The sequence below is a fragment of the Candidatus Thalassolituus haligoni genome, from assembly GCF_041222825.1.
In the GTDB taxonomy this organism is placed as follows: Bacteria; Pseudomonadota; Gammaproteobacteria; order Pseudomonadales; family Oceanobacteraceae; genus Oceanobacter; species Oceanobacter antarcticus.
The window spans coordinates 3239831-3253456 of the sequence record NZ_CP139482.1 but is presented as its reverse complement, the minus strand read 5'-3'; the positions used below and the strand labels follow the sequence as shown (position 1 = coordinate 3253456).

Sequence of the window (13626 nt, the reverse complement as noted above, 5' to 3'; positions counted from 1 at the left end):
ATGGATACCTCGAAAAAGATCCGCATAGGTGATCTGCTGCTGGAGCGCCAGCTGATCACCGCTAGCCAATTGCAACAGGCACTGGCGGAACAAAAGCGTTCGGGCAAGAAGCTCGGGCGCGCCATCACCGATCTTGGCTTTTTAGCGGAAGAACAGCTGTTGGGGACATTGGCCGAGTGTTTCCATTTTCCTTTTATCGAACTGTCCCGCTTTCGTATTGATGCGGCACTGGTGCAGCGCCTGCCCGAGCGGCAGGCAAGGCGTTATCGCGCCATTCTCTTGGCCGAAGAAGGTGGCGGCTATCGAGTGGGTATGGCGGATCCAACCGATTTGATGCTGGTGGACGAATTACAACGGGCACTGGGTAGGCCGGTACTGCCCGCTTTTGTACGTGAGCAGGAATTACTGACCTTGCTGGACAGCCTCTACCGGCGGCAGGAACAAATTGCGTCGATTGCCGGTGAGCTGGAAGGCGAACTGCAAGCCAGCGATTTTGACATAGACCAGATGGCGCTGGACTCCGATTCCAGCGATGCGCCAGTGGTGCGACTGTTACAAAACCTGTTTGAAGATGCGGTGCAGGTGAAAGCCTCGGATATTCATATCGAGCCGGAAGAAACCCTGCTGCGTATTCGTTTGCGCATCGATGGTGATTTGCAAGAACAAATCATGAAAGAAAAACGGGTGGCATCGGCTCTGGTGTCGCGCCTGAAAATCATGTCGGGGCTGGATATCTCGGAAAAACGCCTGCCTCAGGATGGCCGTTTTAATATTCGTGTATCCAACAAAAGCATCGATGTCCGTTTGTCGACCATGCCGGTGCCGTTTGGCGAATCGGTGGTGATGCGTCTGCTGGATCAGAGCGGCGGTTTGCTCGACATTGAACGGCTGGGGATGCCAGCGCCATTACGGCAGCGTTTTTGCCATCTGATCCAGCGTCCTCATGGGCTGATTCTGGTCACCGGGCCGACAGGGAGTGGCAAAACCACCACTCTGTATGCGGCACTGAATTTGCTCAACCGGCCAGAGAAAAAAATCATCACAGCGGAAGATCCGGTGGAATACCGATTACCCCGCATCAATCAGGTACAGATCAACAGCAAGGTCGGGCTGGAGTTTGCCACGGTGCTGCGCGCTGCCTTGCGGCAGGATCCCGATATTGTTCTGGTGGGTGAAATGCGTGATCAGGAAACCGCCGAAATCGGTCTGCGAGCAGCCATGACCGGCCATATGGTGCTGTCGACATTACACACCAACGACGCCGCTTCCAGTGCCATGCGGCTGCTCGATATGGGCGTGGATACCTATCTGGTGGCGTCATCGCTGCGAGCCGTGGTAGCACAGCGATTGATTAAAAGACTCTGCCCGAATTGTATTCAGCCGCAGCCGCTACAAGAGCAGGAACGTGCCTGGCTGAACGCCATGGAAGCCGGAGCCGCAGACCACTCTTATCGCAGTGGCCATGGCTGCCACCAGTGCCATAACACCGGTTATCAGGGACGGGTCGGTATCTATGAACTGCTTGAAATACGTGGCCCGCTGATCACCGCATTACGTGACAATAATGCCAACGCCTTTGCTGAAGCCGCCGCCCGGCAGCCGGATTTTCGGCCACTGGGGCTGGTTGCGCTGGACTATGCCCGCCAGGGATGGACATCGCTGGAAGAAGTATTCCGGGTTTCTGCCACCCTTGATGAGGCCAATGGTTGATGCCGGGTTATGACTATCGAGGCCGCGATGGCCGTGGACAAGCGGTCACGGGTCAGGTGCAGGCCGCAGATCAGCAAAGTGCCGCGACGCAGCTGCAACGGCAGGGGATTCTGGTACTGGGGCTGAATGCCCGACCAGCCAGCCGCGATCGCGAGGCTATGCCACTCTGGCATTCCCGTCGTATCCGACTGGCTGAAAAAATCATCTTTACTCGCCAATTGCTGGCACTGACCCGTGCCGGAGTGCCCATTATTCGGGCCTTGAATGGCCTGGCCGAATCGTCTCCCAACGTCGAAATCAAACGTATCGTGGCTGATATTTCCCACACCCTGACCTCCGGCGGCGATTTGACGTCGGCCTTCCGGCAGCATCCCAAGGTGTTTTCGCCGATTTATATCAACATGCTGCACATCGGTGAAACAACCGGACGTATGCCAGAAGCCTTCAAAGCTCTGGTGGCACACCTGGAAATGGAACAGGAAACCTCAAAACGGCTTCAGTCCGCGTTGCGTTACCCGGCATTGGTGCTGATGTCGATGGTGTCAGCCATCAGCATTGTCACACTGTACGTCATTCCGAACTTTATCCCGGTGTTTGAAAATATGGGATCGGAGCTGCCATTGGCGACCCGTGTGCTGATTGCCAGCTCAGAGTTTGCAACCAACTACAGCTCCATGATCGTCCTGAGCGTGATCTTGCTGGTGGTAGCCGCCTGGCAATACCAGAAAACCCCGGACGGCGGCGTGTATTGGGATGCGTTAAAACTGCGGCTGCCGATCTTTGGCTCCTTGTTCCGGCGCATGGCACTGGCGCGCTTTGCCCGCTCACTGGCGATGATGATGTCGGCCGGAGTACCTATATTACGCTGTCTGGCGATTGTGTCGGACAGTGTCGGTAACCGTCATGTTGGTCGGGCGATCCGTTTGATGCAGACCGGAGTGGAGCGCGGCGACCAGTTAACCCGCACTGCCGCCAGTTCCGGGCTGTTTACCCCGCTGGTGTTACAAATGATGGCGGTGGGCGAAGAGACCGGTTCAATCGACCAGTTGATGAACGACGTGGCAGATTTTTACGAGGAAGAAATCGATTACGAGCTGAAACAGCTGGCGGACGCAGTGGAACCCTTGATGTTGGTGCTGATGGGCATTCTGGTACTGATACTGGCACTGGGCGTATTTTTACCGATCTGGGAGCTGGGCGCAGCAGCACGGGGAGCGGCAGCGGGGTAGCCTGTAAATATAGACCACCGTCCATGTGGTGGAGGACACCTGGAACCAATACACCCACCCGGCCCCGGCCTGAGGGAGCGGGATGATCAGATTGAAATGGCCCCTGGACGCCGTAGAAGGCGGCTTGCCGACGATGATTCAGTGTTGCGGATAGGCAGCACCATCGGCCCAGGGGATCTCTAATCTGACGGTGAGTGTTAGCGAGCGACCCAGCCACCATCCAGCACCATGGTTTGGCCGGTGATGTTTTTGGCTGCCGGGCTGGCCAGGAAAGCAACGGTGCCGGCAATTTCGGAGATGTCGATAAATTGCTTTTTCGGCATTGGTTCGAGCATGATTTTGTTGATCACTTCTTCTTCCGTAATGCCGTTTTCTTTGGCCTGGGAAGCAATCTGCTTTTCAACCAACGGTGTTTTGACGTACGACGGACAGATGGTGTTGACGGTGATGTCGGTATCGCCAGTTTCCAGTGCCAGTGTCTTGGAAAAACCAATCAGGCCGTGTTTGGCGGCGACATAGGCGGATTTGTAGGGCGATGCGACCAGGCTGTGAATCGAGCCAATGTTGATGATGCGCCCAAAACCTTGTGCTCGCATGGCCGGTAATAGCGCTCGCGACAACATGGCGGGGCCAACCAGCATCACATCAATCAGCAATTTCCAGCGGTCGGCAGGGAAGTCTTCCAGGCGGGAAACAAATTGCAACCCGGCATTATTGACCACCACGTTGATGGGATCGTCGGTAAAGTGGGCTGCCAGGGCATCGATTGCAGTGATGTCGGACATATCGGCGGCGACTGCTGTGGCGTTGATCCCTTCTTCTCTCAGTTGAACCAGACCTTTGTCCAGGGCTTCCTGACTGATGTCAGAAATCACGATGCGGGCGCCTTGTTTGCCCAGCTGTTCGGCAATGCCCAGGCCGATACCACTGGCCCCGCCAGTAATAAGAATGTGCAGGTTGTTCATGTGGGTCTAGCCTCCTGTCCTTTCGGTTTTGGTTTTGACTATAACAAGCGTTCTGACCACAGAGTATCCATCTTTGTTACGAGTGCGCGGGTAATCTGTTTGCTGCTGGCCGTGGTGATTGCGGCTGGCGTAGCAAGGGTATAGTCGTTTGATGGCTTGTCATACTGACACAAATCAGGCTGTGAAATTCTGAAAACCTGCCAGCCATTCGTCGGTAAGTGGCACTGGTGGCGTCATTTTTCCGTATTTTTTCCCGTGTTTTGTTGTGGTTCAGGGCGGCTCTGTGTCTTTTCGTAAGAGCGCGGGCAATCACGATGCTGTGATCTATGGTTAGGAGGAACAGATCAATTAATCCTCGCTGTCTCGTGTGTGCCGTAGCCCTGCTGCGGTCGTAACCTGACAGTCAGGCAGATGTCACGCAGGAGTGATGTATGAAACGTGTTTCCGGTTTTACCCTGATCGAGCTGATCATGGTGATTGTGATTTTGGGTGTGTTGTCGGCGTTCGCCTTGCCACGGTTTGCGGATCTCGGTGGTGATGCCCGACTGGCTAGCCTTAATGCGCTGGCAGGTACGCTACGTTCGTCGTCCAATATTGCCCATGCCCAGCAGTTGGCGGATGGCAATTCCGGCTCGTCGTCCGTGACCCTGGATGGCCAGGTGGTGACGATGGCTTCTGGCTATCCGACTGCCGACGCGGCCGGGGTTGTTGCTTCCGCGCAGATTTCCGATTACGCCACCTCAGACGTGGCGGGTGCCACGATTACCACTTTGCAGTTTGATCTGGTACCGGCCAAAACCAACTGTTATGCCCGTTACGAAGCAGCCGATGGTTCGACCAATATCACCCCGGTCGTTTCAGTGGTTGCTACCGGCTGTTGATGCCTGGTGGCTGCCGGGCGGCAGAACGGTTATTCGCTGATTGAATTGATATTGGTACTGGTGCTGGCCGGGGTGTTGTCTGCTGCTGCGGTCGGCATCTTTGCCAGCCGCGACAGCTATGATCGTCGCATCATTGTTGATCACTGGCTGGGGGTTTTTCAGCAGGCGCGTCAGGTATCGCTGTCGCGCTCCAGTGATGCGGCGGTGGGATTGGTGATTTCTCAGTTGGGTGATCAGTGGCTCGCCAGTTTGTCTGCTGATCAGGGTGTGGTGCTGTCGCAGACGCTGGAACGTGGCGGCCTGTCATTGTTGATTGGCCGCCGTCTGGCGGCTGGCTGCAGCGATTTGCCGTCCTTGCCGACAACGATTCTGTTTGATGGTAATGGTCAGCTGGTGCCCTATCAGCCGTTGCAGCTCTGTGTGCTTTCCTCTCCGCCTATTCAACTCTGTGTCAGTGCCTCGGGATACGCTTATGAAGGGTCATGTTTGTGAACGGCCATATGGCTGAGTCGGGTCGTTATGTGGCAGCGGGCTTCAGTCTGATTGAGACCGTTATTACCCTGGTGATTCTTGCGATTGCGCTGACGGCGGTTACGCGCAGTATCAGTTTTGGGGTGGGGCAGAGTGCCAATCCGCTGTGGCAGACCCGCGCCGTGCAGTTGGCACAATCCTATCTGGATGACGCTTTGGCGCTGAACTTCCAGCAGGATAGCCCGTTGGGTGGCGGCAGTGTCGGTCGTTGTGTGATTGATGGGCCAGAGGGTGGTGAGTCGGGGCGTAGCGATTTTGATGATGTGGACGATTTTCATGGTTTGAGCGAACAAGGCCGGTTTCTGGATGGCGCTTTGCTGGCTGCCGTGGCGCTGTATCAGGTGGATGTGCAGGTGAGTTGCCAGGATGGCGTTGGCAACGTCAGTAGTCGCAGCAAACTGATTCAGGTGACGGTCAGCGGGCCGGACAATCAGCGCTTGCGGCTGTCGGCATTGCGGGGAAACTTCTGATGCCACGGCGCTGCATGGCTGTGGGTGCTGGCGGCTTTACGCTGATCGAAATGATTATGGTGATTGTGATCACTGGCATTATTGGGCTGGTCAGTACTCGGTTTATAAGTCTGTCGGTGCTGGGCTGGCTCGATACCTCTTCCCGTTCAATGTGGGCCAGCAATGCCAGTGCGACAGCGGAACAGATCATCCGCGATATTCGCCTGGCGCTGCCAAACAGTGTACGGCGTTTTGAAAATAACGGTTCTTCCTGTCTGGAGTTGGTACCGGTTCTCGGCAGTAGTGACTATCTCACGTTGCCGCTGGGGTCGGCAGGTACTCTGATGGAGGTGGTGGAGTTTGCCGCGCTGACGTCGGGGGATTCTGGCTATGTGGCGGTCTATCCGGTCGGCAGTGAGGTTATTTACGGTGCGAGCGGCCCTGGTTCAGCACTTTCATCCTCTATGGCGACTCTGGGGTCGGTACAGAATCATCGTCAGACATTGGTGTTCAGCCAGAACGAACGATTTCTTACCGACTCTCCCCAGCGTCGCGTCTATCTGGTGGATATGCCCGTGGCCTACTGTGAGGACGCTGGCGGGCGCATCTGGCGCTATCGCGGCTATGGTTTTGCTGCCGACAGTAGTCAGTTGCTGCCAGCTACCGATGCCACGTTGATGCTGGACAGTCTGCTGCCAGGGTCGCTGGAATTCGGTTTGCTGGCATCTGGAGTGCAGCGTAACGCGGTGGTCAGCCTCCGTTTTACTACCTTGCGCTCTGTCCGCGATGGCAATGCAGCGGGCAGTGACGGAGAACGTCAGTCGATTACTCGGGAGGTGCATCTGCTTCATGTACCCTGACGCCGGGAGGCTTGTCCAGTTAGTTGTTGTTTCCACTATCGGTACGCGAAGTGCCGGACAACGTGCCGGACAACGTGCTGGCCGGGCGTGGCCAGCCAGCCAGGGAATGGGGTTACCGATGGCGCTGTTTATCTTGCTGATACTCAGCATGGTCGGTCTGGCGGTACAACGTATAACCAGTACGACTGCGCAGCAGTACAGCCAGACGGTGTCGGCGGCACGGGCTTATCTGGCGGCTTACAGTGGTGCCCAACTGGTGTTGCCTGACGCGCTGTCTGCTTCCCCCTGTCAATGTACCCTGGCCCGGCAGAAGATTGAGTTCGGGGTATCCGGCTTGTCTGGCTGCCAGGTGACGGTTGAATGCAGCCGGTTTGTGGTGGATACCGATACCTATTGCACCCTGACCAGCCAGTCATTGTGTGATGGGAGTAATGCCAGCCGGACGCTGGAGGTAAGGGTTAAATGATCATCCTGTGGCGCTGGTTGTTGTGTTGCTTGCTGCTGAGTGGCTCGAACACCTGGGCACAACTGCCGGAGCCGGTGGTGCATTATCAACTGGACGAAAGTGGCTACAGCGGCAGCGCGGGAGAAGTCCGTGATCGTGGCACCGCCGGGTTGAATGGACGAGCGTTTAACGGTATTGCCAGCAGCGACCTGTCGCCAGCCATCCGTGGCACGCCGGGCACGTGTCGCTATGGCCAGTTTGATGGGGTTGATGACTATATCGAAGTCAGTGATGCCGCTGTGCTGGATCTGGCCGCCGCCGTCAGTGTCGGTGCCTGGATACGGTTGGATGCTTTACCCGCAGATTTGGCGCCGGTGGTGTCGAAGGATGAAAACTACGAATTTCACATCAACTCAACGGGGCGGGTGTATTGGTGGTGGCGCGATTCGCGGGGTAATACCCGTTCGCTGACCAGCTCTAGTGGCGTCGTGTCGGGTGAGTGGGCGCATGTTGCTATCAGCTATCGTGATGGCAATCAGGTTCTTTTTCTGAATGGTGTCGTGGTGGCCAGCAGTTCGTTTTCCGGGTTATTGATGGAAAATAACGATCCCTTGCAAATTGGTGCAGACCAGAATTTTTATGGCCGATATTTACACGGGGCCATTGACGAGGTAGCTGTGTTTGCTTCTGCCCTGAGCCAGAACCAGGTGTTGGAGCTGATGCAACAAACCCATCCTTGTGGTGCCTTGAACAGCTGCTCTGCCAGCTTTGTTGATGGTCTGGCCAGTCATAATGGCGGGCAGATTTACTTCGGTAGCAATGCACAGTTGTTTAATAGCCCCTCCAATGTGTTGTCTGTCAGCCGTGTCTACGACGACCCCAATGCCTCGGCCCGTAGTTGTGTAACAGTCGCCTGTCGTAGTAATGGGTTATCGGCCCCTGCCATTGAGGCCCCAGAATTTTTGTCGATTGATTTTGATGGTCGGGATAAAGACAGGAATCGGAGGCATCGTCCAGGGAGTGAATATGTTGCAGATGGTTCATCTGTCACCCTCGGCCCGTTAACGACTCAATTCAACCGGGTGTCGGTGGGTCGTGCTGCCACACTGACCTTTGCTGGCGGTGCCAGCGACTATCGTATCGGCAGCTTGCAGCTGCTCGACAACGCGGTATTGCATCTGGCACCCGGTAACTACTGGATCGAGAACCTGATCGTTGGTAACCATGTGCGATGGGTGGTGGATGGCAAGCGCAGTGTGCGAATTTATGCCCGTCAGACGGTGAATATCGGCAGCGGGTTCGTCGCCAATTCGCCGGATTCTGGGTCTGGGGATGCCAGTCGGCTGTTTTTGTTTGGTTATGGCGACGTTAATATCGGTGATCAGAGTCGCTTCAGCGGCCTGATTTACGCCAGGGGAAGCGCTCAGTTGGGACGCTCGGCAACACTGTACGGGGCGGTGACGGCGGCTAATATCATGTTGCAACCTTATGTCCGTGTTTATTATTTGCAAGAGAGCGGGGCGGCAATGGACTTTGGTGATTTGTGTCCCGGTGCCAGCTGTGCTCTGGGTGGTTTTCAGATACAGCAACCGACATACGGCCTGGCGTGTCCATTCAGCCGTAGCGATGTCCGTATTCAGGCCTTGTGCGCTGATGGTATGACCATCAAGACGGACTATGTCGGAACGCTGGCTTTGGGCAGTACCGAAGCCAGTAGTAGTCATTTTTTTGCCAGTGCCAGTGGCGATGACGCAATCAGCGACGTAACGCTGGGCGCAGAGCAAGCGGGCGAAACCAGTGTGTCTCTGTTTCATGCAAACGAAAATACCCATCTGCGGGTTACTGTCACTGACCGGGAATCAGGCATTGCTGCAACGGCTGCCGCTGGTACGGACATTCGAACCCAGGGATTTGCGCTGGCTGAGGCACCGGAAGATTTTATCTGCGGTGCCACCACCAGCCTGTCACTGGTAGCGATTGGTGAAGACAGTGGCGGTAGACCGTGTCAGCAGTTGAGCGGATTTACCGGCATAAAAGCGCTGAAAAGCTGGTTTACGGCAAATAATGTGCCGCCACCTGCGGTGTCTCAGGCTCGGATTGTGGCGACAGCCTTGTTGCTCAACGGCCAGGGTATAAACGCCCAGCAGCAACCCGACCGCAGTAATCTGGAGCTGATGTTTGTTCAGGGGCGAGCAGATTTAACACTGGGGTATCTGAATACGGCGGAGCTTCTGGGTATTCACTTCCGCTATGACGCGGCTCCTTATAGCGACGCCGGTGAAGCCGCCAGCGCAGGTATTGGCTCTTTGAATGTCAGCACCGCCCGGCTGCTTGTGCGCCCGGCAGCACTCACGCTGAACCTGGCAGACAATAACGGGCAGTGTCTGGCGGCAGATGCCAGCTGCAGCCCGTTTGTAGCTGCCGGGGCGTCTTTTTCCCAGACGCTCAGTGCCCGTTGTGCGGATGGCTCGCTGGCAACCGATTTTATCGGTGAGGTACTGCTTGGTAGCGAACGACTGGCACCCGTTGCCGGAGTAGACGCAACACTGGCGGTCAGCACGGTTGCTATCAGCGCGGCGGATGCCGGTGATCGAGTGCTGGATCAGCAGCTTGATGAGGTAGGGGTGTTTCGTTTCAACAGCCGTACCAGCTACTTTGGCCAGACGGTTGCGGACTATAACAGCGAACCGGTCGGGCGTTTTTATCCCCACCACTTTGTGGCTCTGGATGGTGTCTTTAGCCAGGCTTGTGGGGCGTTTACCTATATGGGGCAGGCCGGAATGTTGACGACGTTGAGGGTGCAGGCGCGCAATACGAACAATGAAATCACCCGGAACTATCAGCAAGGTTTTGCCAGAGCATCGGCTTTATGGGCGGCTGAAAATAATCAGGATGGCATCGATTTATCGACTCGCTTGCAAGGTGGCAGTGCCCTGGTCTGGGATGCCGGAGAAGCGCTGGTGACCGATTCCCTGACGTTGCTGCGTCACCGTGATGGCGGTGTAACCCGCCCGGATGGCCCTTTTTCTGCCCTGGCGGTTGGTGTTGGCATTGATGATGGTGACGGTGGTTTGACCCTATTGCAGGGCATGAATATGAACCCGGCCAGTCATGGTGTCGGTGGTGAGGGTTGTGTCGCGGCTGGTGGTTGTATTGCACAGCAGCTGGGCACGGCGGATCTGCGCTTTGGGGTGCTGCAAATTGAAAATGCCTTTGGCCCGGAAGAGAGTCCGCTTGATCAGGCAGTGCATGTCTTGCAGTTTGATGGCTCTGGCTGGCCGGTCAATAGCGATGATAATTGCACGCCACTGGATGTGAGTGCCGCAGTCTACCGTGCCGATGCCGACAGCTGGAGCGGAAACCTGTCAGCAGCGGATACCTCGGCAATGTGGTGGCAGGATATTCAGAACGGAGAAGGCTGGATCCGGCACCTTCCGCCAGGTATGGGTCACAACGGCAGTGTGCGCTACCGCTATCAGGCACCGAGCTGGTTGTCAGGTGAGTTTGATGGTGATGGCGACTATAACGATGACTCGACGGCGTTGATCAGCTTTGGCCAGTTCCGAGGCAATGACCGGGTGATTTACTGGCGTGAGGCGGTACGATAGCCCGCTGTTTGGGCGGGCACGTGGCGTGGGTAATGGGGGTTGGCTGGTTTATTCGTCCGTTTCATTGTCGTCGTTGCCGGTTTCCATACCCAGCTCCTTGATTTTGCGAGTCAGGGTATTTCGTCCCCAGCCAAGCAAATTGGCCGCATCCCGTCGACGCCCTGCAGTGTGCTTGAGGGCGGTTTCGATCATGATGCGTTCAAAGATCGGTACGGCAGTATCGAGCAGATTGACCGCACCGTGAGACAGTTGTTGATCGGCCCAGAAGCGCAGGTTCTGTTCCCAGTTACCGGAGGTCTGGGTACTGCTCTGTTGCTCCAGCAGTTCGGGTGGCAGATCGTTGATCAAGACCTCTCGACCGGATGCCATTACGGTAATCCAGCGGCAGGTATTTTCGAGCTGACGCACGTTACCGGGCCAATCCAGCGAGGTGAGGAAGTCTTCGGTTTCCGGACGCAGGGTTTTGGACTCGACATCCAGTTCTTCGGCTGCCGACTGCAGAAAGTGACCCAGCAACTTGGGGATGTCTTCGCGGCGGTCGGCCAGACGCGGGATGTGAATACGAATAACGTTCAGGCGATGGAACAGGTCTTCGCGGAAGCGGCCTTCCTTTACCAGGCTTTCGAGGTTCTGGTGGGTGGCGGCGATAATACGTACATTGACGTTGATCGGCGTGGTACCGCCAACCCGATAAAATTCGCCATCGGCCAGTACGCGCAGCAAGCGGGTCTGGGTTTCGGATGGCATATCGCCAATTTCATCCAGGAACAGGGTACCGCCGTTAGCCTGCTCAAAACGGCCCCGGCGTTGACCGCCAGCACCGGTAAAGGAGCCTTTTTCGTGCCCAAATAATTCCGATTCGATCAGATCCCGTGGAATCGCGGCCATGTTGAGGGCAATAAAGGGCTCCACGGCACGGGGGCTGTGTTTGTGCAAGGCATGGGCGACCAGTTCCTTACCTGTACCGGATTCGCCATTAATCAGCACGGTGATATGGGAGTGGGACAAGCGCCCGATTGCCCGGAAAACTTCTTGCATCGCCGGTGCTTCACCGATGATTTCATGCTCGTTGATTTCTTTTTCCGGCGCCGGGGTATTGGCTGACATTTCTTCGAAATGGGCAATCGCTCGCTCAATCAGGCTGACGGCCTCGTCAACATCAAAGGGCTTTGGCAGATATTCGAAGGCACCCCGGCGGTAAGACGACACCGCGCTTTCCAGGTCGGAATGGGCGGTCATGATAATCACGGGCAAATCCGGATTGGCCTCATGTACCTGTTCCAGCAGCATCAGTCCGTCCATACCCGGCATGCGAATGTCGGTGATAATCGCGTCCGGTTGTTCCCGTTTCAGCTGATTCAGTGCGGGTTCTGCCTGTTCAAACACCCGGGTCTGGATATTGGCTTGGTCGAGTGCCTTTTCCAGCACCCAGCGAATGGATTTGTCGTCGTCGATGATCCAGACAGTACTCATAGCGATTCCAATGGTAAAAAGATGGAGAACACCGTGCGGTGGGGCACGCTGGTGAATTCGATAATGCCGTTAATCTGATTGATAATGGACTGGGATATAGACAGACCCAGCCCTGAGCCTTCGGCGCGGCCACTGACCATGGGATAAAACAGGTTGTCCCTGATCCCTTCCGGTATGCCGGGGCCGTTGTCGATAATTTCAACCTGGGCCACCAGACGATGGCGATGATGACCAATGGTGAACTGGCGTACGCTGCGGGTACGAATGGTCAGGCTGGGGCGCTCTTGTTGATCCGGGTTTTCCAACATCGCCTGCATGGCGTTACGGCCAATGTTCAGCAATGCTTGAATAAGCTGGCCCTTGTCGGCCTCGATTTCCGGGATGGAGGGGTCATAATCCCGGTGAATAACGACCTGTCCCCGGCTTTCCACATCGACCAGCTGGCAGATGCGTTCCAGCACCTCATGAATGTTGACCGGTTCCTGCTTGGGGATATTACGCGGCCCTAACAGGCGGTCGACCAGATCTCGCAGGCGATCAGCTTCTTCAATAATGATATTGGTGTATTCCTTCAGTTCGGCCGAAGGTAATTCTCGTTCCAGTAACTGGGCGGCGCCGCGAATGCCGCCAAGTGGATTTTTGATTTCGTGAGCCAGTCCGCGTACCAGGGAACGAGTGGTTTCCTGTTTGGCGATCAGTTGTTCTTCCCGACTGATACGCATCAGTCGATCGCGACCTTGCAGTTCAACCAGCAAGGTGGGCGTGCGGGTCTCTGGGTGAGTTACCGGGCTGACGCTGTAATCGAGGGTCAAGGTTTGCTGATTTTGCAGATGAATATGGGCTTCTCGCTTGGTGTAGGAATGCCCTGTAATTACCGCATCTCGCATGGCATCCACATCGCTCTGGTCTTCGACCGCCAACTCAAAAAAGTGGGTGCCGACGCCGCGTTTGCCGCTGACTTCCAGCAGGGCTTCGGCAGAGGGATTCATATGAATAATAATCAGCTCAGCATCCAGCAGCAGCACACCGGTATTCAGGTGCTCCATGATTCGTTGGTTTAACAGGGGGCTGGCGCGCATTGTAAGGTTCTCCATATTCACACCTAATTTGCAAAAAATAAGCCAGTTATAACCCAGTGCACAATAATGGCACCATCACCGCATTAAGTTGTGGCGTGGCTAACTAAGGTAATGTATTTCAGGATATTTTATGAATCAATTTGGTGCTCTCATGGGTATTTATGTTATTTATTGGTGCATTACTTGCGTCTGTCTGGGTTTTCCAATTCGTTGGACGGAGGGTGTCAGTGGGTGGGCGCAGGTCAGGGAAGGGGCTTGTTGGCTGGAACTTGCGGAAAAAAGCTAACTGACGCTGGCTGGTCTGCAACTTGCTGCTGACAGTGTCTTCATGTACTCGGGCGGTGCCGAGATCGGCAGCAGTTTGTGGTGTTGTATGTGAGAGATGAGCAGAAATAG

11 protein-coding genes are annotated in these 13626 nt (G+C 55.7%); 8 read left to right on the top strand and 3 right to left on the bottom strand.

The annotated features are described in order from the left end of the window. Both SOJ49_RS14505 and SOJ49_RS14500 read left to right on the top strand, forming a co-directional pair. The gene (locus SOJ49_RS14505; protein ID WP_369855210.1) at nucleotides 1-1710 is read left to right on the top strand and encodes a GspE/PulE family protein; all 1710 of its coding nucleotides are present in this window, start codon (nucleotides 1-3) and stop codon (nucleotides 1708-1710) included. Beyond that, a complete protein-coding gene (locus tag SOJ49_RS14500) occupies nucleotides 1710-2939 on the top strand; it encodes a type II secretion system F family protein (protein WP_369855209.1) in 1230 nt (409 codons plus the stop codon). Before SOJ49_RS14505 ends, SOJ49_RS14500 begins: the two co-directional genes overlap by 1 nt. A gap of 197 nt (nucleotides 2940-3136) precedes the next feature. Here SOJ49_RS14500 and SOJ49_RS14495 read toward each other — a convergent pair whose 3' ends face one another. Then, nucleotides 3137-3904, bottom strand: a complete 768-nt coding sequence (locus SOJ49_RS14495) for a 3-hydroxybutyrate dehydrogenase (RefSeq protein ID WP_369855208.1) — start codon at nucleotides 3902-3904, stop codon at nucleotides 3137-3139. Nucleotides 3905-4335: 431 nt separating this feature from the next. Between SOJ49_RS14495 and SOJ49_RS14490 the strand changes: the two genes are divergently transcribed. Genes SOJ49_RS14490 through SOJ49_RS14465 form a run of 6 tightly spaced genes read left to right on the top strand, consistent with a single transcriptional unit; the run spans nucleotide 4336 to nucleotide 10678 of the window. Next, nucleotides 4336-4785: a type II secretion system protein gene (locus tag SOJ49_RS14490; RefSeq protein ID WP_369855207.1), complete on the top strand. Its 450-nt coding sequence runs from the start codon at nucleotides 4336-4338 to the stop codon at nucleotides 4783-4785. 6 nt (nucleotides 4786-4791) lie between these two features. Next, nucleotides 4792-5277, top strand: coding sequence for a prepilin-type N-terminal cleavage/methylation domain-containing protein (locus SOJ49_RS14485; protein WP_369855206.1), 486 nt, complete (start codon nucleotides 4792-4794; stop codon nucleotides 5275-5277). Beyond that, nucleotides 5268-5786 (top strand): prepilin-type N-terminal cleavage/methylation domain-containing protein, encoded by a 519-nt coding sequence (locus SOJ49_RS14480; RefSeq protein ID WP_369855205.1) that lies wholly within the window; start codon nucleotides 5268-5270, stop codon nucleotides 5784-5786. The genes SOJ49_RS14485 and SOJ49_RS14480 overlap by 10 nt, the downstream gene beginning before the upstream one ends. Next, nucleotides 5786-6625, top strand: coding sequence for a type II secretion system protein (locus tag SOJ49_RS14475; RefSeq protein WP_369855204.1), 840 nt, complete (start codon nucleotides 5786-5788; stop codon nucleotides 6623-6625). Before SOJ49_RS14480 ends, SOJ49_RS14475 begins: the two co-directional genes overlap by 1 nt. After that, the gene (locus SOJ49_RS14470; RefSeq protein ID WP_369855203.1) at nucleotides 6615-7091 is read left to right on the top strand and encodes a hypothetical protein; all 477 of its coding nucleotides are present in this window, start codon (nucleotides 6615-6617) and stop codon (nucleotides 7089-7091) included. The genes SOJ49_RS14475 and SOJ49_RS14470 overlap by 11 nt, the downstream gene beginning before the upstream one ends. Continuing rightward, complete coding sequence (locus SOJ49_RS14465) at nucleotides 7088-10678, top strand: DUF6701 domain-containing protein (protein WP_369855202.1); 3591 nt, start codon at nucleotides 7088-7090, stop codon at nucleotides 10676-10678. The genes SOJ49_RS14470 and SOJ49_RS14465 overlap by 4 nt, the downstream gene beginning before the upstream one ends. Before the next feature lie 48 nt (nucleotides 10679-10726). Here the strand turns inward: SOJ49_RS14465 and ntrC are convergent, their stop codons facing one another. Both ntrC and glnL read right to left on the bottom strand, forming a co-directional pair. Continuing rightward, nucleotides 10727-12151 (bottom strand): nitrogen regulation protein NR(I), encoded by a 1425-nt coding sequence (ntrC, locus tag SOJ49_RS14460; RefSeq protein ID WP_369855201.1) that lies wholly within the window; start codon nucleotides 12149-12151, stop codon nucleotides 10727-10729. Continuing rightward, entirely contained in the window at nucleotides 12148-13245 is a 1098-nt protein-coding gene (gene glnL / locus SOJ49_RS14455; RefSeq protein ID WP_369855200.1) for a nitrogen regulation protein NR(II), read from the bottom strand. The genes ntrC and glnL overlap by 4 nt, the downstream gene beginning before the upstream one ends. Nucleotides 13246-13626: the final 381 nt, after the last annotated feature.